The following is a 23,285-nucleotide window of genomic DNA, read 5'->3' as shown; positions in this document are numbered from 1 at the left end:
CGCGAGCAAATCCGTCTGTCGCGGCTTGGCTCGACGGCCCGACGCGGAAGGAACAACCGATGCCCAGCCATTTTCCGCCTGATCTCGGAAGGATCGTCGACCGTGCTTTCGGTTTCCAACCGCGCGACATCCGTCATGTGCTTGATCGTATCCACGCCCATGCGCTGGAGCCGCGCATGGCCCCTGCCGAACTCGAAGCGGCGGCGCTTGCCCTCGGCTATCCCTCGGTTCATGCCTTCGGCCATGCGGTGGGACTGCCGATCCGCACCATTGATGCCTGGATGCGTCTCGGCGTCCCGCAGGAATCGGCCCAGCTCGTGCGAGCGCTCCTCGCCATGCAGGACCGCTTCACTGAGGCAGCCGAGGAATTCGACCAGTTCACGCATGTCGGTCTGGTCGACTATCTCAAGGACAAGCGGGGATAGGATCGGCCGCCGCCGGTCCCGCGGGAGGGCGCCGCACTGATCCCTCCCCTTCAGGGGAGGGTGGCGCCGCAGGCGCCGGGTGGGGTGCGCTCTGATCTGATACGGCCGCTAGGAGGCAATACTTGCATGGCCGGCGGAGCATCTCTGTCGGCCGCGTGACCCCACCCGACCTCGCTGGCGCGAGGCCACCCTCGCCTGAAGGGGAGGGATCAGCGTGGGTGCCTCTCGCGTGTCATCCCCGGCGACGCGAAGGGGATCCATGAACACGCCGGTGCCGTTTAAGTGACTGTTGAAGCTTATTAATTAACGCTCCACCGCTGCGCGGTGTCCCAGCATGACCCAGCCGCGCATACCTACCGCCACAGGGCTGTGGCGGGCGTGTCCTTGGCGATGATATGCGTGGCGGCGCGGGTCAACGCTCCATCGGGATCGGGTTGGCGAAGGTAGGTTTCGAGGTCACGGGTCAACCGCTCAACCGCATGCGGCCGCATGAAGCCGGCAAGGCCGACCGCGCGGTGAGCATGCTCGATCACGTCGAGGCCAGCCCGTTCCATGGCGAGGCGGGCGAGCTGGACATAAGCGACCTTCGTCTCCGCGTCACCCTCGGGATTTTCCGCCATCAGCGCCGCGCGTTGCACCCAGAGCCGCGCGGTCTCCACAGCGATCGCGGCTTCGCCGATACGCGCCAGATGGAGCGGAGCTTCCTGTCCTTTGGATTGCTTGGTGCTGAGACGCATCGCGTCGAACAAGGCCTCGATGCCGCCGAGTTGCACGGCCGCGATGCGCCAGGCCGAGGTTGAATGGAGGGGCTCACGGCCAAAGGCCCCGGGCTCGCCGACGAGGGCCGCGCGGTCGATCTCGAAACCCGTGAAATCAACCGTTCCGCTGGCCGTCGCCCGCATGCCGTGGGCGCGCCAACTGGCAAGGCTGGCGCGGGCGCCGAGCGGCAGGCGCGCCAGAACGAGCTGCGTCCTGCCATCACTGCGCAGGGCGGTGATCAGCGGCCGCGTGACGTAGCCCGCCCCGGGTGCCTGGGTCTTGGCGCCCGCGAGCCTGCCGCCGGTGGTGGGATTGCCGAGGCGCACGGACTCCTTGCCGTCGACCGTCCACAGGCTGAACAGATGGCCGGCGTGCGCGTCCGCAGCGACGGCTTCGCGCTGCGCCTTGGTGCCGTAGGCGAGGATGAGCTTCAGCGCGTGGACATGTCCCTCATAGAGACGGCCGACGGAGAGATTGCCCCGTCCGAGCAGGCTGAGCACCGTCGCGAGTTGCTGGACACCGGCGCGTCCAATACCTAGGTCGCGCCCGCCAAGCGCTTCCGGCAGGGGCGCCGCCATCATCCCACTGGCGACGAGGCCCGCGATATCCTCGGCCGGAAAGGTCTCGTCGTCATCGAGATCCTCGGCACGGCGCGCGGCCTGCAGCGACAGCCTCTGCGCTATGGTCTCGATGGAGGGCGGCGGCGCGGGTTGCTGGATCTTCGGCGAAACTGCGGTCATCGCTACGTCCTACTCAACAGATCCCGCTTCATCCCGGTCCTTACATCAGAAACCGCACCGGCGCGCGGCGATCATGGTCCAAACAGCTTGGAGGACTTCTCCGTCCCCATGCTACGTGTGCCGCACACACTCCTCTGCCGGTCTGGCCAAAGGCGGCACACGCTGAGTCGTCTCCGGGGATTATGCTCAGATTCGGCGCCTTGGTGCACGTGTCGCCAGATCGGAAATGCGAATGACGCTGATTGCCGTTGGCCAGCCTCGTGGCTTGCGCTACCCCTGAGGTGGACTGCGGCGGCGCGGACGGTGCGTGATTCGCTTATCCTCAGGGGACGACGGCGTGACCGAGGGCTAACGATCGGCTGGAGCGCAGATATGGGTGGGATGGATTTGGGCGGAACGGACGTGGTCACGGCAATCGGCGTCATCAGCGGGACCTCGATGGATGGCATCGACGTCGCCGTGGTGCGCACGGACGGTGACCTCAAGGTCGAGCCGGGCGCCGGACTGACCGTTCCTTATCCCGATGACGTGCGCAGCGCCCTGGTCGGTCTCGTGGCGGAGGCGGAGCGGGCACTGAAAGAGCCCTTGGCCGATCTCGAACAGGCGGTGACGGACGCGCATATCGCGGCCATCGAGACCTTCATGGGCCATGCCGGCATCGATCGTCGCACAGTGTCGCTGATCGGCCTTCACGGCCAGACCGTCTATCACCGGCCGGACCTCCGGTTCACGCGTCAGCTCGGCTTCGGCGCCGAGGTGGCGCGCCGGCTCGGCATCGACACCGTCAATCGCTTTCGCCATGCGGATGTCGAAGCCGGAGGCGAGGGCGCGCCCTTCGCGCCGCTCTATCATCGCGCGCTCGCGTCCGGCCTGGCGCAGCCGCTGATGGTGCTCAATCTCGGTGGGGTCGCCAATGTCACCTATCTCGATGGCGACATGGCGATTGCCTTCGACACCGGCCCGGCGAGCGCGCTTCTCGATGATTTCGTGATGCGCCGGCGCGGCTTGAGTTATGACGAGGAAGGTGCGCTGGCGAGGTCAGGCCGCATCGACGAGGCACTCGTCGCGGCTTTCATGGAAAATCCCTTCTTCGCCCGCAGGCCGCCGAAATCCCTGGATCGGAACGACTTTCATCGTCGCGCGGCTGGAGTGGAGACCCTTTCCGATGCCGATGGGGCGGCGACGCTCGCCGCCTTTACCGTGGAATCGGTGGTCGCCAGCCTTCGCCACGTGCCGGCGCCACCGGCGCGCTGGCTGGTTACCGGCGGTGGCCGCCACAACGCCCATCTCATGCGGCGTTTGCGGGAGCATCTCGGCGTTGCCGTCGAGCCGGTCGAGGCTGTTGGCTGGCACGGCGATCTTCTGGAGGCCGAGGCTTTCGCCTATCTCGCCGTGCGAGCACGCCGCGGATTGCCGCTCAGCCTGCCGACCACCACCGGCGTACCGCATCCCATGCCCGGTGGCGAACTGCACCGCGCCGCGTGAGGGGACGTTCACTGCGTCATGAATATGACGTTCTATCGGTATGTTAGGGGTTATGCTGACCCATGGATCCCGGATAACCGCTTTGCGGTTTCCGGGATGACGGTTAACGCTCTGTTCCTCAACCGTTTGAGGCGTCTCACCTCACGCCACCAGACGTGCCTTGCCGGGCGGGATGGTGACAAGGACGCGGTCGCCGGCCTCATAGAGGCGGCCCGGCTCCGCCAGGGCCTTCAGGCTGATATTGCCGACCCTCAGGACATAGCGCACGCGGGCGCCGAGGAAGACGCGGGTTTCGACCGTGGCGGCGAAGGAGCGGCCGTCGACGGGGGCTGCATCCTCGCCATCGAGCGTCAGGTCCTCCTGGCGCAGCGCCAGATGGTTGGCGCCCTGGGTGACAGGCGCCTCCACGGCGAGCCTGCTGCCGTCTGGCAGCCGAGCCGTCACCACGCCGCCCGCGGTCTCGACCTCGACCGGCACCACATTGGCGGAGCCGATGAAGCTCGCGGCAAAGCGCGAGCCGGCCGTCTCGTAGATGGCGAGCGGCGGCCCTTGTTCTTCGATGCGGCCGGCATTCATCAGGACCACGTGATCTGAGAGGCTGAGCGCCTCCTCCTGATCGTGTGTGACGAAGATGGTGGTGAGGCCGAGCCGGCGGTGCAACTCGATGAGTTCCACCTGCATGTCCTCGCGCAGGCGCGCGTCGAGATTGGACAAGGGCTCGTCGAGCAGGAGGACGGCGGGGTCGGAGACGATGGCGCGGGCGAGCGCCACGCGCTGCTGCTGGCCGCCGGAGAGCTGGCGGGGCATGCGGTCGGCGAGATGGCCGAGCTGCACCGTCTCCAGCGCCGCGGTGACGCGCGCCTCCTGTTCCTCGCGCGAGCCCCGGCGGCGCATCCTGAGCGGGAAGCGCACGTTCTCACGGACGTTCATATGCGGCATCAACGCGTAGGATTGGAACATCATGGCGATGTCCCGATCCTCCGGCGGCAGCCGGGTCACGTCCCGGCCGGCGATGGTGACCTGGCCGACGGTCGCGCTTTCCAGGCCCGCGACGATTCGCAGAAGCGTGGTCTTGCCGCAGCCGGAGGGGCCGAGCAGACTGAGGAACGTGCCCTTCGGGATGTCGAGCGAGATGCCGTGAAGGATCTTGGTGCGGCCGAAGGTCTTCTCGATGCCGGCGAGGCTGACCGCGGGAGAGGCGGCAAGGGAGGCATCAGCGGAGGCTGTCGGGGTCATCTTAGGCGCCAGTGAAACGTTGAATGCCGAGCAGGCGGTCGATCACCACGATCAGCAGAATGGTCACGCCGATCATCAGGGTCGATACGGCCGCGACCGAGGGGTCGGGACTGAACTCGAGCTGGTTGTAGATCTGGATGGGGAGTGTCACGAGGTCCGGGGTGCGCAGGAAGAGCGCGACGACGGCTTCGTCGAAGGAGATGTTGAAGGCGAAGAAGGCGCCGGCGGCGAGCCCCGGCAGGCACTGGGGCAGCACCACGAAGACAAGCCGCTGCCAGCGCCGCGCGCCCATGGTCGCCGCCGCCTCCTCCAGGAAGGGATCTGATTCGGCGAGCACGGCGAGCGTGGTCCGCACCACATAGGGCAGGGCGACCACCGTGTGGCCGATCCACAGCGCGGTGAACGACACCGGACCGAAGGTGGCGCTCCACAGCATCAAGAGGCCGATGGCAAAGATGATGGTCGGCAGGATGAGCGGTGACAGGAAGAGGCCCGCAAGCAGGGCCGCACCTGGCAGACGCCGGCGATGCAACGTGATCGCGGCGCCCGCGCCGATGATGGTAGCGCAGATCGTCACGAGAACGGCGAGCTTCAGGCTGGTCCATGCCGCGCCGAGATAGGCGCCCGATGTGAGGATGGCGCTGTACCACCTCAGGCTGAAGCCGGTTGGCGGGAAGGCGATGAACTGGCTCTCCGAGACTGACACCCCCGCCACCACGACGAGTGGCGCCAGCACGAAGACAAGCGTCAGCACGACGAAAAGAAAGGCCGTGATGCGCACGGTGCTCGGGACGGCTCTAACCATGCCGGCGCCCCGTCAGCTTGAGATAAGGCAGGAGCACCAGGAACACGCCGATGAGCAGGATGACGGATTGCGCGGCCGCGAAGTTCCATTCCAGCGTCTTGGTCGCCGCCTCGTAGATCGAGCCGGCCACAACGGGCAGGCGCACGCCGCCCAGCAGCGAGGGCGTGATGAAGGAACTCACCGATAGCGTAAAGACGAGCAGGGAACCGGCGACGATGCCGGGCATCGCGAGCGGAAGAACCACAGTGCGCAGCGTCGCGAGGAAGCTCGCGCCCATGGTGCGCGCCGCTTCTTCCAGCCGCCGGTCGATCTTCATGACGACGCCGAGCACGGAGAGCGTCATGAAGGGCAGGAGCACCTGAACCATGCCGATGACGATCGCGCTCTCCGTTTGCATCAGGGTAAAGTTGCGATTGACGAAGCCGAGCTTCCAGAGCGTGAAGGGGACGAGACCACCGCGTCCGAGCAGCACCATCCAGCCGAAAGTGCGCACCACGACGCTCGTCATCAGCGGGAGAATGACGAGGACGATCAGCCACAGCCTGAGCCGGGGTCCGACATGCGCCATCACATAGGCGAGCGGAAAGCCGATGGCGGCGGCAATGACGGTGATGAGAAGGGACAGGCGCAGGGTGCGCCAGACGATGCCGAGATAATAGCTATCGCCGAGGAAACGGGTGAAGTGCTCAGAGGTGAGTCCGCCGCCGGCGTTCTCGATGCTTAGCAGCAGCATCTGCCCGATGGGCAGGATGAAGGCGAGCACGATGAGGAAGACACCCGGCGCGGATAGGGTAGCGTCCTCGGCGATACCGCCGAGGACGCGTGTCGACACACCTTGAGGGGGGAGGGTGGGCGTGCCGACAACTCCGTTGTCTGTGGACGAGCTCACGCGGCGGTCCACATTACTTTGCAATCAACTTCTTCCAGCGCTCGACCAACGCCGCGCGGTTGGCATCCACCGCGACGGGATCGAACCGGACGAGGCCGGCGACCGCATCCGGCCCATAGATCACTTCCTTAGACACTGTCTCGTCGAGCTTCGTGGCTTTATTGGTCGGCGAGTAGCGCAATTCCTGCGCCCAGCCGGCCTGGACTTCCGCGGATAGCGAGAAATCGATGAATTTCTTCGCGAGGTCCTGGTTCGGCCGGTTCGCGACCAGATTGGCGGTGAGATAGACCGCCGGAGTTCCTTCAGCGCCTTGCACGAATTCGATCGGCAGCCCCGCCTTGCGCAGCGTATAGGCATAGTCCTGCGCATAAGGGGCTATCCACGCATCGTTCTGCGCGAAGTTCTGCTGCATTTCCGGCGATGTCGCGACGACAACGGCGCTGTCGAGCAGCGTCTTGACGGCATCAAAACCCGGATCGGCCTTGGTGATATCGCCGCCCTTGACCTTGTTGATCATCAGGAAGCCAAGGAGACCGTAGCTGTTCGACAGGTCCGTCAGGACGATATGGTCCTTGTACTCCGCGTTCCAGAGGTCGGCCCATTTCTCCGGCTTCTTCGCCTTCTCCTTGTTGTACAGAAGGCCGATGGCGGCCACCGCATGGACAGGTCCCTCGCCACGGGAAAGGCCTTCGATGGCGAAGGGATAAAGTTCCTTGGCGGTAGTGAGCTCGTCCGGCTTGATCGGCGCGATCAGGCCCTCACGTGCGGCGACGACTTCCTGACCGCCGGAAAAATGGATGACATCGAACTGCGGCGCGGCCTTCTGGGCTCGCAGCTGCGCCAGGGCATCGGCCGAGTAGGCCGTGATGACCTGAACGTCGACGTCGTATTTCTTCGAAAACGGCTCGATGACGAGCTTGCGATGGATTTGCTCGTAGGCGCCGCCATAGGAGTTGATGACGAGCTTCTCGCGCGCCGCGGCCGGGGAGATCACGCCGCTCGCGGCCAGGGCCACCGTGAGGCCAAGGCCCGCGTTCAGGACAGCGCGTCTCGTCGCTACAATCTTTGACATCGATGAAGATCCCCTCTCGTTTATCGTTCAGGCAAGATGTGCATGGCGTGGGGCCAACCCAACCCAACAAGAGCAAGTCGCCTGTTGTTGGGACGGGAAGGTCTTCAGATGGCTTAGGAGCTAAGTTTCGCAGCTCCCGGCTTCCAGATGCAATCGTCAGTCTCAGCCTTCGATGCGGCCGATCTCGACGGTCTTGATGCCTTCCACGCGGATGGAGCGGCAGGCCTCGGCAACGTCCTCGAGGCCCTCGGTCATGCGGCCGAAGATGTTGCACGGTGTCCAGCCGAGCGGCCCGAAAATGCGGCCGCCGTTATCGTAGAACATGCCGATTTCCCAGAACTCGTCGGTCAGCCCCTTCATCAGGTTAGGCGCCTGATAGAACCACAGGCACTCGCCCGCGATAGGGAAACAGGTCTGGTTTTCGGCGGGAACGCCGCGCGGATCGAAATTCTGCGCCTCCTTCGGGAGGCCGGTCATGATCTCGGGGCCAGCGAACATGGCATGGGAAGCGGGCACGCGGATGGGCTTGGCGAGCGCGTTCCAGATCGTCTCGCAGGTCACCGGCGCATTGTCCCAATAGGGCTCGATGATGCCACGGACATTCTTTTCAACAAAGGTCAGGTAGAAACGCTTAGATGCCATGAAACGGGCTCCCAGTATCACGACCGTGTCATTGCGACGGCCGTAATCGTTAACTGGATATTAAAACTGCTCCGTGCCGTGCCTGTTGTCCAATCGTTGTTCTCTATTTATGCGATAAAAATTATCTATCAAAAATGCCGTTATCAAACCCACGCTTTTGCCGGATCGATCGACGCGCAGAAGCCGGACGCGGTCTCTTTCGCAAGGGATACAACGCGTTCCATCAATACACCACCGGGCGTGGGGTGATAGTTGGCGATAAACTGCATTGGTGGAAGAGGCTTCGCGACGTTCATGTCAATGAGAAGCCCGGCTTCTATGTCCTTGGCGACGCACAATGTGGGAACCGCTGCCACGCCGAAGCCGTCGATCGTCAGGCGGATCATCGTCGTCAGCGAGTTCGAGAAGGACAGCTGCGAGGCCAGTACGCTTTCGTCCTGAAAATAGGGCGCGATGGCGCGATACGGCGGCGTGTGCCTCTGAAAGGTGATGAGCGGCATCGCGCCGAGCTCGGCGACCGAATAGACGCGGCCGGCCTTGGCGAGCTTCGGGCTCGCAACCCAGGACATAGAATATGTGCAGACGACGAAGCTGCGATAACCTTCCTCAAGCACCGGATCGAGGCAGAAGTTCAGGTCGATCTCGCCATCGCGCATGCCGGAGAGAAGATTGGTCGTGGTATCGACGATGATGTCGATCTGCGCGCGGGGAAAAACGTCACGCAATTTCTGGTAGAAGCTCGGCAGCCATGTCTGCACGATGGCGTCGATGGCGCCGATGCGCAGCGTTACCGCGAACTGGTCGGGGTCGGCGAAGGAGACCTTGAGGCGCTCATAGTCGATGAGCAGTTTCTCGATCACCGTCAGCGCGGCATGCCCGGCTGGCGTCAGGTGGAACTTTCGCCCTTCGCGTTCGATGAGGCGGACGCCGAGCTCTTGCTCAAGCGCTGCGATGCGTGAGGAGATGGCGGGCTGGGTCGTGTGGAGCTGGTCGGCGGTACGTCCGAAGTGGCGTAACCGCGAGAGCAGAACGAACGTCTCGAAATTGGCCAGTTTCATGGCGGCGGGTCACTCGTCCAGTGCGGGTCGCGCAGCTTTGTCCCGATGGCGCTCGCATGGCGGTAAATGGTCTCGGCCATACGCTTGCGGAGTGCTTCGTCGGTGGCGGCTGATGGGAAAGACAGACAAAAGCCCATGATCTCCCCACGGCCGGGATCGGCAACCGCCGCTCCTATCGAGCCGATGCCGGGGGTCCTCAGGCTCATTGAATGCGATATGCGCGTGCGCCGGATCTCGCTGACTTCTGCGAGTATCTGGTGCCCGCTGAACCCGTGGCGCACTTCATCGGCGGTCTGATACTGCAGCTGCGCCAGGATGTCGGCGTCGGGAGCGCGCGCCAGGATCGCGCGACCGATGATCGACTGGAAGGCCGGGCGGCGCTCCGACACCCCTGCGATGTGCTGGAGCGGAAAAGACCCTTGGCGCGCGACCAGCAGGACGCGCTCGTCGCCGACCACGATGCCGGCGTGGCCGGTGAAGCCGAATTCCTCGACGAGGGCAACGACGGCTTCCTCGACAAGGTCCATGAGGCCGTGCCGCGCCAGATAGGCGCGCGCGAGATCGAGCGTGAGACCGCCGGCCACATAGCTGCTGTCGCGTTCGTCCCGTTCGAGCAGATGAAAATCCGCCAGTGTCCGCAGGAGACGGGATACCGACGCCTTAGGGATATCGAGCTCACGGCAGACTTCGCTGACGCGCAGGACGGTGCGATCCTCAGTGATGAGTGACAAGATTTTCAGACCGTTCTCAAGCGAGCTCATGGCTGATCGTTCCATTCAGGCGAACGATGTTGACACATGTGATACATCGCGTTTTGATAGATCGTCAATCGAGGAGAGTTGGCGGTGTCGATGGGACGTGCGTCCCAACAGCCTGGCGACCGTCCGCACTGGGCCTCGTGAAATAACGGCATGATCAGGTGATTTCCTTTTTTCAGGTGAGCAGGTCAGCATGAGCACGGTGGTCGGTACAGCAATTGGCGAGCGTGGCAAGATCACGCGTGGGCATCTGGACCTGGGTGAGTATCCCGATGGCGCGATCCGTTCGCCTGTTGTCATCGCATCTGGCGCCGAGTCCGGGCCGGTATTGTGGCTGCAGGCCTGCATCCACGGTCCGGAGGTTGTGGGTCCGCTCGCTATCCAACGTTTTTTGAAGACCATTGATCTCAGCCAGCTCAAGGGCACGGTCGCGTGCCTGATGCTCGCCAATCCGCTCGGCTTCCGTGGCTATAACCGTCTCACCCCCCAGGACGGTTATAATCTCAACCGCGTGTTTCCCGGTGACGCGGAAGGGCATTACAGCTACCAGCTCGCCCACAAGCTTCTCGAGGTTTCGCTCGCCACGGGCGACGCGATGCTTGATCTGCATTCTGGTGGTGATCTCACCATCACCTGCCACTACACTCTGTTCCACAATGACGGTTCTCCGCAGGGCGCGGCTTCTGAACGGCTCGCCTATGCGACGGGTACGCCCAACGTTTGGAACTCGCTGGAGCCCTCGCTCGCGGGCGCGCATTTCGCTGCCTATACCAAGCGCGGCAAGCCGGCGCTCATCGTCGAGAGCGGCGGCGGCGCCCGTGTGACGGAAGAGGACATCGCCCGCCTGACCCAGGCGATCTTTGGTGTCCTGAAGGAAATGAAGATGCTGCCGGGCGAGCCGCCGAAGCTCGATCGCTATCGGCTCGGTGCTGACGCCATCCACATGAAGGCGACCCGCGGCGGATTGTTCCTGCCATTCGTGGCGCCCGGCGACGATGTCGTGCGCGGCCAGCATATCGCCGATATTGTGGACCTCTATGGTGACGTGGTTCAGGCGGTGCATTGCCCGATCGAGCGGGCCTGGGTTGGCTCCATCCGCCGTCCGCACATGCCGATCTACAACGGCGACCAGGTCTTCGAACTCGTCGGGACGCGCGAGGCCTGAGGGCCAAGAATGGTGTCCGGGATATCCAACATAGAAAAACACAGGGGTTTGCAATGAGTATGGATCAATTGGACCGTCGCGCGTTCATGGCGGCGCTCGCCGCTGTCGGCGCCGGCTCGCTGCTGCCGTCCTTCGCGCAGGCGCAGGACGGAGGCTTCAAAGGACGCCAGCTTCTGTCGTCGGGCTTTGGCGGCTCGACGATGGACATCATCCAGAAGGCGGCTTTCGATCCTTTCGATGCGGCCTCGGGCGCCAAGAGCACCCAGGTCCCGATGCAGTCCGCCGCGGCGCTCGCGCGCATGAAGGCCGAGGCCGGAAACCCACAGATCGACATGTACCAGTTCTCGGGCGGGCAGGAGGCCCAGGCCAAGAGCGAGGGGCTGACCGAACCGCTGAAGTCGGTCCCGAACCTCGCCAATGTGCCGGATGGCCTCAAGGATCCCGACGGGCACTGGGTGACCTGGGCCGTGATCGCCGAGGGCATCGTCTACAACAAGGACAAGATCCCGACGCCGCCGACCAGCTACAAGGACTTCTTCAAGCCGGAATACAAGGGGCACATCGCTTTCCCCGCCATCACCAACGGCTTCGGCATGGACTTCCTCGTGATGCTCGCGCGGACCTTCGGCGGTGGCGAGGACAATATCGATCCGGGCTTCGAGGCCATGGCGAAGCTGAAGAACGAGACGATCTTCAAGGCGGCGTCCGATCTCCCGGGCCTCTTCGGCCAGGGCGATATCTGGATCATACCCTATGACACCGGCAATGCCTTCAAGACGGCCCAGAGCGGCCTTCCGGTTGCTTTCGCGGCTCCGCAGGAGGGCAGCCCGGCCGTCCCGATCACCTCTTGCATCGCCAAGGGCGCCAAGAATGCCGACGTCGCCAACGGCGCCATCGACTATCTCCTGAAGCCGGAAGCACAGATCGCCATCGCCGAGGGCATGCGCTGGACGGCCTCCAACGTCAACACGAAGCTGCCGCCGGAACTCGCTAAAGAGGTTCCCGACGTCAAGCAGCTCGCGCAGCTCGACCGTGCGAAGATCAACGCCAATCGCGCCGCCTGGACGGAGCGTTGGAACCGCGAGATCGCCCGGTGACCGCGGCGCGCCCGGTCCTCGACGCGCCGGGCACGCATGGCGCGGCGGCTTCGTCGCCGCGCCTTATCCCTTACGTGCCCGTGCTTCTCTTCGCGCCGTGCTTCATCATTTACGCCATCCTGTTCATCTGGCCGCAGCTCTCGCTGCTGGCGACGAGTTTCGTCGATGGCAACCAGTGGTCGATTGCGCATTATCAACGTTTTCTCGGTGACAGCTATTACTGGGAGCTGCTGGGCCGCACGCTGTTTCTCGGCGTGATAACGACTGTCATTACACTCGTTCTCGGTCTGCCGGTCGCTTATCTTCTGGCGCGGATGCAATCCCGCTGGGCGGGCTTTCTGCTCGTCATCACCACCTTCCCGCTGCTGGTGAGCGCGGTCGTGCGTTCCTTCGGCTGGATGGTGTTGTTCTTCAGGGATGGCCTCATCAGCAAGCTGGTCGTGGCGCTTGGGCTCGCCTCGCCGCCGTTCCAGCTCATGTACACCATGAGCGGCGTCGTCATCGCCCTGGCGCAGGTCCTGCTGCCGCTAATGGTGCTGACACTCTATGGCGTGTTCCGCTCCATCGATCGCGACCTTGAGCTTGCGGCCATGAGCCTTGGCGCGCGGCCCTCGCTTGCGCTCTGGCTGGTGACCTTCCGCCTGGCGCGCGGCGGCATCCTGGCGGGATCGCTTCTCGTCTTCTCGCTCGCCATCAGCACCTTCGCCACGCCGAGCCTCGTCGGCGGCGCGCGCGCGCATGTGATGTCGACGGCGATCTATGAGCAGACCATCGAGCTTCTGAACTGGCCCTTCGCCGCGGCGCTGTCGTCCATCCTGCTCGTTTTCGTGCTGGTGCTGGCGCTCGTCTATGGCCGGGTTCTGGAAGGGCGTGGACAGACGGAGGCGCGGTCATGACCGTCGATCTGGTGCTGGCGCTGGTCTATGGCCGGATTCTGGAGGGGCATGAGCAGATGGAGGCGCGGTCATGACGATCGATCTGAAATCGCCCTTCGGGGCGCTTCTCCTGACGCTGACCATCATCGCGTTCTGCTATCTCCTGCTGCCGATCCTCGTCATCGTCGTCGCGCCGCTCGGCAGCACGGGCTATCTCTCCTTCCCGCCGCAAGGATTGACGCTGAAGTGGTATCAGGCGGCCGTTGGCGATATGCGCTATGTCGGCAGCTTCTTTACCAGCCTTAAGGTCGCGACGATCACCGCCATCGTCTCGACGGTCATCGGGATCCTCGCGGCGCACGGCCTCACGCGCTATGAATTTCGCGGGCGCAAGTTCATCGAGGCCCTGTTCCTGTCGCCGCTGATCCTGCCGACATTGGTTCTGGCGGTGGGATTGTCGATCTTCTTCTCCCGGACCGGCCTGTTGACGGGCACCGCGCGGCTCGTCGCCTCGCATGTGATCGTCTGCACGCCCTATGTCATCCGCGTTAGCCTGCCGGTCTTCCAGCGGTTCGACCGGACCTTGGAGGAAGCGGCCCAGAACCTCGGCGCGACACCCCTGCAGAGCTTCCTGATGGTGCTCCTTCCGGTCGTGCGTCCGGCCATCATCGCCGGCGCGGTCATGGCCTTCATCACGTCCTTCGATGAAGTCGTGCTGGCGCTGTTTCTCGCCGAGCCGTCCGCGCCGACATTGCCTGTCACGATCTACTCGGCCGTGCAGCTCGGCTTCGATCCATCGGTCGCGGCAGTGTCGGGGCTGCTTGTTCTGCTGACCATGGCGCTGATGGTCATCTATCACATCTTCGGCGCCGTCAGGGATTAACCCATGGAAATCGTTATCGACAACCTCGCCAAGGTCTACGGCAACTCCCATGCGGTGCGCGACTTCAGCGTCACCATCGAGAAGGGCGAGATGGTCGCGCTTCTGGGGCCTTCCGGCTGCGGCAAGACCACGACGCTGCGGATGGTCGCGGGCTTTATCAAGCCATCGGCGGGGCGCATCGTGGTGCGTGGCCGGGATCTCACGGGACTGCCGCCGCACAAGCGTGATACGGGTCTCGTCTTCCAGAACTATGCGCTTTTTCCGCATATGACGGTTGCCGAGAACATAGCCTTTGGGCTGCGCCGTCGCGGTGTGCCGGCGGCCGACAGGGAGCAGCGCGTGGCCCGGATGATCGCGACCATGCAGCTGACTGGACTTGCCGATCGCCTGCCGCGTCAGCTCTCCGGCGGGCAGCAGCAGCGTGTCGCGGTGGCCCGCGCGCTGGTCATCAACCCGTCGATCCTGCTTCTCGACGAGCCGTTTTCCAACCTCGACGCCAAGCTGCGTGAATCGACGGGCCTGGAACTGCGCCGCATCCAGCGCGAGCTCGGCCTGACATCGATCTTCGTGACCCACGACCAGAACGAGGCGATGGCCATCGCGGATCGCATCGCCGTCATGAACGGCGGCGCGGTGGAGCAGATCGGCGCGGCGGTCGACATCTACGAGCGGCCGAAGACGCGATTCGTCGCCGACTTCATCGGCAGTGCGAACTTCCTGCCCGCGACCGTCGAGGCGCGCGACGGCAATGTCGTCACGCTTCGCCATGGCCTGGGCGTCACGGTGCTGCCGGCGGAAGGCCAGGCCTTTGACAAGGGCAAGCCCGTGACCGTCATGGTTCGCCCTGAATGCGTCGCCATCCATCCCGCGGCGGTGGAAGCCGGGCTCGGAACGATCGAGACGATCTCCTATCAGGGATCGTCCGCGCATATTTTCGTAAAGTTGCGCGACGGCGACCGCACCATGCTCGTCGAACGCCATGGTCGCGAGCTCGCCGGCCTGGAAGTCGGCAAGTCCGTTGATCTCAACGTCAAGGCCCAGGATCTGACGCTGTTCGCGGCGTGAGCAACTGCCGTCCCCGGGAAGCTGGAGTTATGCGTTCTTTCCGGGACGGCCACGTCGCAGGGTATCGTGATCATTGAAGCCATGCGCTGATGGAATTTCTCTGAGTTACGCTCAGCATAAAACTAGCTTATCGTGCGCCCCCGTGACGAAAGAGGGGGTAAGACATGCGAGCGCTTTTGATCGCCGTATTGTCCATGGCGATGTCATCCGCGGCCTTCGCGGCGGATACGTTGGAAAGAGTACGCGAGACCGGCTCGCTGCGACTGGGCTTCCGCGCTGATGCGCCACCCTATTCCTATCGGGCTGCGAACGGCGATCCGTCAGGCTATATCGTTGATCTCTGCCGGGAAGTCGCGACCGGCGTAAAGAACGCCCAGAACATCCCTTCACTTAAGATCGACTATATCGAAGTGACGTCGAGGACGCGCTTTGAGGCGCTCCGCGACGGCAAGATCGATATTCTGTGTGATCCGACGTCGATGACCATGTCGCGCCGGGCTGTCGTTGACTTCTCACTGCCGACTTTCATCGATGGCGCCGGAGTTCTTCATCGGGTCAACGACGTGCATCGCCTGGAAGACCTGCGCGGCAAGAAGATCGGCGCGCTGCAAGGCACGACGACTGAGGAGACCTTGCGCACGACCCTGGCGCAATTGGGGATCGAGGCCGAGATCGTGCCGATGACCGATCATCCCTCCGGCGTGCGCCAACTGACAGAGGGCAAGATCGACGCCTATTTCGCCGACCGTGGTATCCTGAACTACCATCTGCTGAACAGCAGGAACCCCGCTGGGTTGAAGCTTTCCGACCAGTATTTCACCTTCGAGACCTACGCTCTCGCCCTTCCGCGCGGAGACGACAAGTTGCGCTTGCTCGCCGATGCCACGTTGGCTGAGCTTTACCGCACCGACCGCGTCAAGAAGATCTACGCGCGGAGCTTCGGGAGCTTTCCACCCGACCAATTCATCAAGGCGTTGTTCGTCATCAACGGTGTGCCGAAATAGCCTTCTCATGCGTCCGTACTCTGAGCAGGGTCAGGGTACGAAACGATCGCCGCGCCTAACCTCTCCCGATGGGGAGAGGTCGCGCCGCAGGCGCGGGTGAGGGGACGCTGGCCGGAGATGGTGTCCCCCTCACCCCAACCCTCTCCCGATGGGAGAGGGATCCGCGCGGCGCGGGCCTTACGCCTCCATCTGGTCCTCGAAGGCTTCGATGACGTCGTCATCCATCGCGGAGAAGGGTTGTTTCGGGTCGAGCCGAGCGCCCGCCGAGAGCAGCAGGCGCACGGTCTCCGCATAATCGCCACGCGGTCGCTGCGGGCAGTTCTTGGCGCCATGCAGCGTCGTGTCCAGCGCCGTACCCCCATAAGCATTGCGGTGCGTGAGGTCGTGCGGTCGTTCGAGATAGAAGGCGACATAGTCGCTGAAGCCATACCAGGCGGCGGATTGCAGTGGGGTGATGCCTTCCCGGTCCACGGCTCGCGGATCGAACCCGACGTCATCCATCAGGCGCAGCACATCGAGACGGCCGCGTTGCCGCGCGAGCTCCACATGCATGCATTGCTCGGACCGAGACAACCGCGACACGATATCCGGCTCTTCCGCCCAACGCGCGAGCGCCTCGCGGCGATCGCCCGACAGGACGGCGAGAAGAAAGCGCTCCGCCATGTTCAGGTCGCCAGCGAGGTCGTGTGCGGCCAGCCCGTCCATCATGGAGCGATTGCCGTGGACCGCCGCGAGTGCATAGGCCGAACGGCCGTTGGCGCGGGCCGTCGCGTCAACACCATGGCGCAGGAGCAGATCGAGAAAGCGCGCGTCCCGTCCCCGGCGGATGGCATGGTGCAGCGCGTTGCCCGAATGCGGCAGGCCTTCATTGGGATCGCCGCCATGGGCGAGGATGAGTGCGGCGCCCTCCAGATTGTCGAAATCGAGCATGCGGAAAAGCGCATTGGTGCCGGGGAAGCGCACGCCGTAGCGGATCAACAGCTTGAGTCCGTCCAGCGTCTCCATCTCGCAGGCGTGATAGGCGGATTCGTTGTCGTTAGGGTCCGCGCCGGCCTCCAGCAGGGTTTCGGCGACGGCGAGATTGCCGGCGATGCGCATCGCGCCATAGAGCAACGGCAGGGGCGTGTTCTCATCGGGCTCGTGGTAGCGCGCGTTGGGGTCGGCGCCGAGCGCGATGAACCGCCTGACAAGCCGGATCTGCGCGTCGAGCAGGTCTGGGCGCAGGCGGAAATATTGGGATGTCACGAGGCGTGGCAGGCAATCGAAGACCGGATCACCGCCGCGTACCCCCTCTTGCGGAGCCAGCAGCGCGCCGGGATCCGCGTCGAGCCTGGCATTGATCCGCGCTTCGTCATAAAGCGCGAGCTGCAACGCGAGAGACGTATCGGCAAGGCCAGGGGCCTCCGCGAGAACGCGCGCGGCTTGCCGCAGACGGCCGTGATAGAGGGCGGATCCGAGCGTGCTTCGCAATTGCTTGAGGCTCGCCTGACGGATCTCCACGTCCTGACGCAGACGTGGCCAGCTCGCGAAACCCGCCTCGACGGCAATGACGTGGAGACAGTTGGACAGCTTGGGCTCGGCGCTGTCACCGCAGACAGCCGCCAGCCGCGCAAGGGCGAGGGCATCGCCGCCACGCGCGGCGCGCTTGAGGTCTTTTGCGGCCTTCTTGAGATAGTCGATATCGAAGCGGTCCCCAGTCGGCTCGCGACGGGCGGCGGTATGGCCTTCTTCAGGCACTTCGGCGGGCAAGGGGGAGCGTTCAGTCGGCATCATGCTTTCTCCGCGATAACCCCATGGTCCACTGGGAGGGTTCGGAAAAAGCCGGATGGCATCATCGCTACGGGGTGAGTTCAACTCTGTCCGTGGACCGGGATGCGCCCCCGAAGACGCAAGCCATTCATAGCACAGCGGCGCGGCCTGCCGTCAAGATAGACGCTGCTTCATCGATCAGCCGTCGTTCTCGGCGGAGAGTTCCTCGGGCCTGAGCCAGCCGGCGGGCTTGGCCTTGAACCGCACGCCCGCGCCCCCGCTCGGGCTTGGAGCATTGTCCTCCATGAAAACGATGCCTGCCTGTTCCAGCGGACGGACGAGTGCCGCGAGTGTCGATGTGTTGGGGAAGGTCTTTTCGCTTTCGAAGGCGGAAATGGTGTTGCGATGAACCTGAGCGCGGTCGGCGAGATCACGTACCGTCCAGTTCAGTAACGCGCGCGCGGCCCGAAGCTGCGCGCCCGTCAAAAAAGATGTAGGCAAGATATGCTCCTGTCACTGGATGGTGACATTTGCACATAATGCTGACAGGGGCAAGTTTTTGACCCGTCATGCTACCCCCCGTGGACACCGCGCTGATCCCTCCCCCTCGGGGGAGGGTGGCGCCGCAGGCGCCGGGTGGGGCGACTTGATATCCTTCCGCCGGACGATGGCTGCTTGGCCGGCGACGCATCACTCCCGACCTCGCGGCCCCCACCCGACCTCGCTGGCGCGAGGCCACCCTCCCCTGAAGGGGAGGGATCGGTGGCGGCGGTTCCCCGGCTCATCCCGGCGGCGCGCGATGGGCTTTATCCTCAAAACGCCGGTGTCGCGTAGAGCACCTTGCCGTTCACCTTGATCTCGACATCCTGGAGATAGGGACGCGCGCCCTCCGCCGAAACGTCGATGCCGAGGCCGGGGGCATCCGGGGCGTGGATTTCGCCATTGGCATCACGCTCGATGTGGTTGGCGGTGAAGGCGAGCGCCAGCGGTTTCGGCATGGCTGGATATTCCGCGATCATGTGGTCTTTCAGGCCCGCGTAGGCCTGGATCGAGGCTGACAAGGCGAGGTGGGACGTGAAGGTGTGATTGACAAAGGTCACGCCTTTGGCGACCGCGTGGTCGGCGATTTCCTTGGACGGGCCAATGCCGCCGATGCGCCCGCAGTCGATCTGCACATAGCCGACGCCGCCATGGTCGATGAGCTGTTTGGCCATATGCACGTTATGGGCGCCTTCGCCGCCGGCGAGCCGTACCTTGGAGCCTTTCCGCGCCAGCGCCGCATAGGCGTCGATGGCGCTTGCCTGGAAGGGCTCCTCGAACCAAAGCACGCCGGCCTGCTCCATGGCCGGAAGACGGGCGGCCGCGCGCTCGACATCCTCCAGAAAGATCTGGCCGGTGTCGACGAGGAGCAGGCCATCCGGGCCAAGACCCTCGCGGGCGGCGGCGAAATGCTCCGCGTCCGCCTCGACGCTGCCGCGGCCGATAGGCCCCCAGCCGAACTTGGCGGCCCGGAAGTTGCGCGCCCGGGCGTCGCGCGCGCGCTCCAGGGTCTCCTGCGCGGTGTCGCCGAAGAGCACGGACGCATAGGGCGTCTTGGCATAGCCGGTGTCGTAGCCGAGCATCCGCCAGACCGGCTGGCCGCGCATCTTGCCGAGGGCGTCCCACAAGGCCATCTCGACTCCGGACAGCGTATGGGGCGCCTGCAGCAGGTCCATCGAGTTATAGGCGACGTCGACGGAGATGCGCGCGATGTCGGCCGGGCTCTCGAGCCGCTTGCCCAGCACGGAGAAGGCGACGGGCCGGCAAACGCCGTGGGACATCGGACAGATGAAAGCGGCGATGGAGGGCAGGGGAGCCGCCTCGCATTCCCCCCAGCCGACATGCCCTCCGGCCACGACGCGAACGAGCAGCGCGTCCTGGCTGCCATCCGCCTCGTCGGTGACTTCGGGCATGGAGAGATAGAAAAAGTCGACGGCGTCGATCGTCGTCACGTGCTTTGTCCTTTGAGATTATAGATGACAGGCTTCGGGGAGAACGTCACATCCGGCTCCATCGGGTACATCGGCCGGGCGCAGATGGTATGTCCAAGACTCTTGAGATTGGCTGAGGTGGCGCCGGGCGCATCAATGTTGAAGTTATGCTCGCACCACTCCTCGAACATGTGATATTCGGTGTGCGGTGACTTCACGACGATCAGGTCGAAGTCAAGCGGGTCGAGGCCGTTGGCGTAGTACATCGCCCTGTCGAACAGGCTGACCGAGCGGCTCATCACCACCACCGTGAAATTGCCGAAGGTGAGCACCGCGGTCGGGCCGGCCGAGAGCGGCGCCTTCATGGTCTCGAGCTGTGCCTCGCCATCCGACAAGAGTTTCACCCGCGCCTTCACCGGCATGGGGGTGAAGCGCCCGGGATCGATTGTGCCGCCGAGCGTGACCTCGATCGTCGCGCCAACGCCGGCGGCATGGGCGGCGGCTGCGGCTTTCTCGTCGACGATCGGCGCCAGGACCTTTTTGCCGTAGCCAGCGGCGCTGAGCGCCGCGATGATGGCGTTGCTGTCTCCCGACGCGCCCGAGGATGTGGCGTCTGCGGCATCCGTGAAGATCAGCGGTCCCGGCATCGCCTTGGCCTGGGCGATCGCCCGCTCGAGGCTGATGAGCTTGCCCTGCATGCGGAAGCGCTGCGGCCAGAATTCCTCCGAGAGGCGCACGGCCTCGCGCTCGGCGGTGGCGGCATCGCCATCGGTCAGGATCAGCACCTGGGAACAGAGTTCGGGCACGTCGGTGAAGGGGTTGCCGATCATGATGCCGGCGGCGAGCGCCTTGCCTTCCTCTTCCAGCCGGCGACAGTCGCGCAGGAGGTCCCCGTAGCAACCGCTCTTGGTGATGAGTTCGTCGCCGCGCACGAGCGTGGGCATGACGACACGCGCCGCCACCGGCTTGAGGTCGTTGTCCATGATCTTCAGGAGGAGTTCCGCGGCGCGCCGGCCCGTATCGGCGAAGTCGACATGCGGATAGGTCCAGTAGATCGTGAAACCGTTGACCTGCCGCAACATGCGGTCCGTCAGGATGCCATGCAGGTCGAGTGAGATGACGATCGGCATGTCGGGGCCGACGCGTTCGCGCAGCTTCTCCAGAAGATGGCCCTCTGGATCAAGTTCCCCTTCGGCGCCCATGGCGCCGTGCAGCGAGAAATAGATGCCGTCTATCCCGTCGAGCTTGGCGAAGATGGCGTCCAGAACCTCCTGGGAGAGACGCTTCCAGCCCGAGGCGGAGAGGATGCCGGCGCTCCCCGACCGCGCGCCGATGGATGGCACGATCTCGATGTCGGGCCTGGCCTCGAAGACGGCGAAGGCGCCGCCGAGTTCCTGATTGGTGCCGCGCTGCTCATAGAGCGCGTCACCACGCCGGATATGGAAGTTTTCATAGCCGGATGGCAGGGGGTTGAAGGAGGAGATTTCCTGTTTGCAGTCAGCCACAAGAATACGTTTCATGACCGGTCTCCGGGATAGGCGGCGGGAAGCGTCGGCGTCTTGGCGCCGGGCGCGTCAGAGTTTCGAGCGAGGATCAAAGGCATCACGCAGACCATCGCCGAGAAGATTGAGGCCAAGCACACAGAGGATGATGGCTAGGCCTGGGAAGACGGTAATCCACGGCGCCTCGCGCATGAAATCGCGCCCCTGGGCGATGATGGCGCCGAAGGATGGCGAGGGTGGCGGCGGCCCCGCGCCGACGAAGGAGAGCGCGGCCTCGGCAAGGATCGCGATGGCGAAGACATAGGTCAGGCGCACGATCAGCGGCCCCGTGGCATTCACCAGCACATGGCGGAACAGAATGGTGAGTTCGGCCACGCCAAGCGAACGCGCGGCGTCCACATAGTCGAGTTCCCGGCCGACGAGCACGGAGGCGCGGACGATGCGTGCCGTGTGCGGCATGGTCGCGATGGACAGCGCAATGACCACATTCGTGAGCGAGGCGCCGAGAATGGCACTCACCACCATGGCGAGCACGATGGACGGGAAGGCCATCAGGGCGTCCATGAGGCGCATGATCGGATTGTCCAGGCGAGGAAAGAAGCCCGATATTGCGCCGATCACCGTGCCGACGACACCGGTCAGCACCACTGTCATGGCGCCGATCGCCAGCGAGATGCGCGCGCCAAAAATGACGCGTGAAAGGATGTCGCGGCCGAAGTGGTCCGTGCCGAACCAGTAGACGCTGTTGGGCGCGGTCAGCCGCATGCGGGCGTTGCTGCGCAGGGGATCGAACGGCGCGAGGGCGTCAGCGAAGATCGCGACGAGCGCCATCAGGATAACAAGCGCCGCGCCGGCCATGAAGGAGCGGCTGCGCAGCAGGCGGCGCAGGCTCGCCTGACCCGGGCTGAGGCTCGGCCGCTCGATGGGCACGGCGATCTCAGCCATCAGGACAGCCTCACCCGCGGGTCAACCACCGCGTAGAGGATATCGACGATGAGATTGATGGACAGATAGACGACGGCAAGAAAAAGCAGGCCACCCTGCAGCACAGGAAAGTCACGGGAGGCAATGGCCCCGACGATCAGGCGGCCGATGCCGGGTATGGAAAAGACCTGTTCAATGATGACTGTGCCTCCAAGCAAGGCGCCGGCGACGATGCCGATGACGGTGAGGATGGGGATCATGGCGTTCGGCAGGCCGTGGCGCAGCACGATGGCGAGGCGCGACAGGCCCTTGGCGTCGGCGGTGCGGATGAAATCCTGGTTGAGCGTTTCCAGCATCGAGGCCCGCGCCATCCGCGCGATGAACCCGACCTGGACGAGCCCCAGCGTCAAAGCCGGCAGGATGACCGTCCTGAGCCAGCCCAGCGGATCTGTGGTGAAGGGCGTGAAGCCGCCGCTCGGCAGCCAGCCGAGCGAGACGGCGAAGACAAGCACCATGACAAGACCGAGCCAGAAGTCCGGGATGGACAGCCCAAGCAGCGCCGTCGTCATCAGCGCCTGGTCCGGCCAGCGATTGTGGTAGACGGCGGCGGCGACGCCCGCGGCGATACCGGCAACAACGGCGATCACCAGGGCAAAGCCGGCAAGGGCGAGGGTGACGGGGAGGCGCTCCAGAAGCGCGCCCGTGACCGATCTGTTGAGGAGGATGGACTGCCCGAGGTCGCCGCTGAGCACGCGCCCGTACCACTCCATCATCTGCAGCGGGAGAGGCTTGTCGAGCCCCAGCGCGGTCCGCAGCTTGGCGATCTGCTCCGGCGTCGCGGAGGCGTCGAGGAAGGCGGCCGCCGTGTCGCCCGGCACGAGCCAGATCAGGGCGAACGACATCAGCGAGACGAGCGCGAGGACGACGAACGCCCCCGCAAGCCGCCGGATGAGAAAAGCTGTCATGATATGCTCATGGTCGGTGCGGCCGCCTGGGGCGGTGTGGACAGTTGCCGTGGCGAAGCCATCGGAACCTCCGTGGTTGGTCCACCGTGGTCATTCCGGGGCAGGCCGCAGGCCTGAGCCCGGAACCCATGAACACGACGCTGATCAATGGAGTGTCGGCCCGACGCGCCTTCTTGCCTTGCGCCTTGGTTCATGGATCCCGGGCTCATCGCCAGGC

At 64.4% G+C, this 23,285-nt stretch carries 22 protein-coding genes; 8 read left to right on the top strand and 14 right to left on the bottom strand.

All coding sequences use genetic code 11. The features are described from left to right. Window positions 1-59: 59 nt before the first annotated feature. Window positions 60-425 carry a hypothetical protein gene (locus KIO74_RS10365; protein WP_213331918.1) on the top strand — a complete coding sequence of 122 codons (366 nt, stop codon included), beginning with the start codon at window positions 60-62 and terminating at the stop codon, window positions 423-425. A 353-nt stretch (window positions 426-778) separates the two neighbouring features. On the opposite strand, the gene KIO74_RS10360 is transcribed toward KIO74_RS10365, so the two are convergent. Then, window positions 779-1,924: an acyl-CoA dehydrogenase family protein gene (locus KIO74_RS10360; protein WP_213331917.1), complete on the bottom strand. Its 1,146-nt coding sequence runs from the start codon at window positions 1,922-1,924 to the stop codon at window positions 779-781. 372 nt (window positions 1,925-2,296) lie between these two features. Between KIO74_RS10360 and KIO74_RS10355 the strand changes: the two genes are divergently transcribed. Continuing rightward, window positions 2,297-3,409: an anhydro-N-acetylmuramic acid kinase gene (locus KIO74_RS10355; RefSeq protein WP_213331916.1), complete on the top strand. Its 1,113-nt coding sequence runs from the start codon at window positions 2,297-2,299 to the stop codon at window positions 3,407-3,409. 141 nt (window positions 3,410-3,550) lie between these two features. Here KIO74_RS10355 and KIO74_RS10350 read toward each other — a convergent pair whose 3' ends face one another. From KIO74_RS10350 to KIO74_RS10320, 7 genes are all read right to left on the bottom strand, one after another. Further along, the gene (locus KIO74_RS10350) at window positions 3,551-4,645 is read right to left on the bottom strand and encodes an ABC transporter ATP-binding protein (protein ID WP_213331915.1); all 1,095 of its coding nucleotides are present in this window, start codon (window positions 4,643-4,645) and stop codon (window positions 3,551-3,553) included. Between the two features lies 1 nt (window position 4,646). Next, on the bottom strand, window positions 4,647-5,450 hold the full coding sequence (locus tag KIO74_RS10345) for an ABC transporter permease (protein ID WP_213331914.1): 804 nt from the start codon (window positions 5,448-5,450) through the stop codon (window positions 4,647-4,649). After that, complete coding sequence (locus KIO74_RS10340) at window positions 5,443-6,339, bottom strand: ABC transporter permease (RefSeq protein WP_291958193.1); 897 nt, start codon at window positions 6,337-6,339, stop codon at window positions 5,443-5,445. Before KIO74_RS10340 ends, KIO74_RS10345 begins: the two co-directional genes overlap by 8 nt. Before the next feature lie 13 nt (window positions 6,340-6,352). Further along, window positions 6,353-7,411 carry an ABC transporter substrate-binding protein gene (locus KIO74_RS10335; RefSeq protein ID WP_213331913.1) on the bottom strand — a complete coding sequence of 353 codons (1,059 nt, stop codon included), beginning with the start codon at window positions 7,409-7,411 and terminating at the stop codon, window positions 6,353-6,355. A gap of 162 nt (window positions 7,412-7,573) precedes the next feature. After that, window positions 7,574-8,053: a DUF3830 family protein gene (locus KIO74_RS10330; RefSeq protein WP_213331912.1), complete on the bottom strand. Its 480-nt coding sequence runs from the start codon at window positions 8,051-8,053 to the stop codon at window positions 7,574-7,576. Window positions 8,054-8,196: 143 nt separating this feature from the next. Further along, window positions 8,197-9,111, bottom strand: coding sequence for a LysR family transcriptional regulator (locus KIO74_RS10325; RefSeq protein ID WP_213331911.1), 915 nt, complete (start codon window positions 9,109-9,111; stop codon window positions 8,197-8,199). Next, the gene (locus KIO74_RS10320; protein ID WP_213331910.1) at window positions 9,108-9,872 is read right to left on the bottom strand and encodes an IclR family transcriptional regulator; all 765 of its coding nucleotides are present in this window, start codon (window positions 9,870-9,872) and stop codon (window positions 9,108-9,110) included. The genes KIO74_RS10325 and KIO74_RS10320 overlap by 4 nt, the downstream gene beginning before the upstream one ends. Window positions 9,873-10,062: 190 nt before the next feature. Between KIO74_RS10320 and KIO74_RS10315 the strand changes: the two genes are divergently transcribed. From KIO74_RS10315 to KIO74_RS10290, 6 genes are all read left to right on the top strand, one after another. Next, window positions 10,063-11,034: a succinylglutamate desuccinylase/aspartoacylase family protein gene (locus KIO74_RS10315; RefSeq protein WP_213331909.1), complete on the top strand. Its 972-nt coding sequence runs from the start codon at window positions 10,063-10,065 to the stop codon at window positions 11,032-11,034. Between the two features lie 53 nt (window positions 11,035-11,087). Then, window positions 11,088-12,131, top strand: a complete 1,044-nt coding sequence (locus KIO74_RS10310) for an ABC transporter substrate-binding protein (protein ID WP_213331908.1) — start codon at window positions 11,088-11,090, stop codon at window positions 12,129-12,131. After that, window positions 12,128-13,027 carry an ABC transporter permease gene (locus KIO74_RS32210; RefSeq protein ID WP_213331907.1) on the top strand — a complete coding sequence of 300 codons (900 nt, stop codon included), beginning with the start codon at window positions 12,128-12,130 and terminating at the stop codon, window positions 13,025-13,027. Before KIO74_RS10310 ends, KIO74_RS32210 begins: the two co-directional genes overlap by 4 nt. 70 nt (window positions 13,028-13,097) lie before the next feature. After that, window positions 13,098-13,889, top strand: a complete 792-nt coding sequence (locus KIO74_RS10300) for an ABC transporter permease (RefSeq protein ID WP_213331906.1) — start codon at window positions 13,098-13,100, stop codon at window positions 13,887-13,889. A 3-nt stretch (window positions 13,890-13,892) separates the two neighbouring features. After that, window positions 13,893-14,954, top strand: coding sequence for an ABC transporter ATP-binding protein (locus tag KIO74_RS10295; RefSeq protein WP_213331905.1), 1,062 nt, complete (start codon window positions 13,893-13,895; stop codon window positions 14,952-14,954). A gap of 164 nt (window positions 14,955-15,118) precedes the next feature. Further along, window positions 15,119-15,958, top strand: coding sequence for an amino acid ABC transporter substrate-binding protein (locus tag KIO74_RS10290; protein WP_213331904.1), 840 nt, complete (start codon window positions 15,119-15,121; stop codon window positions 15,956-15,958). A 177-nt stretch (window positions 15,959-16,135) separates the two neighbouring features. On the opposite strand, the gene KIO74_RS10285 is transcribed toward KIO74_RS10290, so the two are convergent. From KIO74_RS10285 to KIO74_RS10260, 6 genes are all read right to left on the bottom strand, one after another. Continuing rightward, the gene (locus KIO74_RS10285) at window positions 16,136-17,731 is read right to left on the bottom strand and encodes an ankyrin repeat domain-containing protein (RefSeq protein WP_213331903.1); all 1,596 of its coding nucleotides are present in this window, start codon (window positions 17,729-17,731) and stop codon (window positions 16,136-16,138) included. 174 nt (window positions 17,732-17,905) lie between these two features. Then, window positions 17,906-18,208, bottom strand: coding sequence for a helix-turn-helix transcriptional regulator (locus KIO74_RS10280; RefSeq protein WP_249730936.1), 303 nt, complete (start codon window positions 18,206-18,208; stop codon window positions 17,906-17,908). Window positions 18,209-18,519: 311 nt separating this feature from the next. Then, window positions 18,520-19,698: a mandelate racemase/muconate lactonizing enzyme family protein gene (locus KIO74_RS10275; protein WP_291979466.1), complete on the bottom strand. Its 1,179-nt coding sequence runs from the start codon at window positions 19,696-19,698 to the stop codon at window positions 18,520-18,522. Further along, window positions 19,695-21,197, bottom strand: coding sequence for a M81 family metallopeptidase (locus tag KIO74_RS10270; protein WP_213331902.1), 1,503 nt, complete (start codon window positions 21,195-21,197; stop codon window positions 19,695-19,697). The genes KIO74_RS10275 and KIO74_RS10270 overlap by 4 nt, the downstream gene beginning before the upstream one ends. 54 nt (window positions 21,198-21,251) lie before the next feature. Continuing rightward, a complete protein-coding gene (locus KIO74_RS10265) occupies window positions 21,252-22,124 on the bottom strand; it encodes an ABC transporter permease (protein ID WP_213331901.1) in 873 nt (290 codons plus the stop codon). Then, a complete protein-coding gene (locus KIO74_RS10260; protein ID WP_213331900.1) occupies window positions 22,124-23,068 on the bottom strand; it encodes an ABC transporter permease in 945 nt (314 codons plus the stop codon). Before KIO74_RS10260 ends, KIO74_RS10265 begins: the two co-directional genes overlap by 1 nt. Window positions 23,069-23,285: the final 217 nt, after the last annotated feature.

It is taken from the genome of Chelatococcus sp. HY11 (assembly GCF_018398335.1).
In the GTDB taxonomy this organism is placed as follows: Bacteria; Pseudomonadota; Alphaproteobacteria; order Rhizobiales; family Beijerinckiaceae; genus Chelatococcus.
Note: the sequence above shows the minus strand (reverse complement) of the source record. Positions and strands in the feature narration are given on the sequence as shown.